Below are 409 nucleotides of genomic sequence, written 5' to 3'. Positions count from 1 at the left end.
GGTAAAATCCGGAGAAATTGCGGCTGCTCTTAACATGACACATCAACAAGTTCTAATTAATGCGAATAAAATCAACCTTGTTGGCCATGTAACAGCTCAGCATATTAAAGGACAAGTATTGGAAGGGGTAAAATTAAAAACATCAGCCGATCCACAAACAGGAAGATATATAGAAATTAGTCAACGGAATATATTCTTCTATGATGACGAAAACGAAAAAAGAGTTTATTTAGGTTTTTACAACAGACCAGACGGAGGGTTACAACCTACATTTATGTTAGGACGTGGTGCTGGTGATGCTGATAAATTAAGCGGAACAATGGCTCTTACTCAAATAGTCCCTAAAATTAATGGACAATACGATTATTCGCGGGCTGTAGGTCAATTAGAAATGATTACTTATTATAAT

At 35.9% G+C, this 409-nt stretch carries 1 protein-coding gene; it reads left to right on the top strand.

The annotated features are described in order from the left end of the window. Positions 1–34: 34 nt before the first annotated feature. Positions 35–409: hypothetical protein (locus MR058_RS22990; protein ID WP_242145944.1), on the top strand; the 375-nt coding region annotated here is incomplete at its 3' end.

The organism is Bacillus cereus group sp. BfR-BA-01430, assembly GCF_022663115.1.
GTDB lineage: Bacteria > Bacillota > Bacilli > Bacillales > Bacillaceae_G > Bacillus_A > Bacillus_A cereus_BD.
This window is presented reverse-complemented; position numbering and strand designations above follow the sequence as displayed.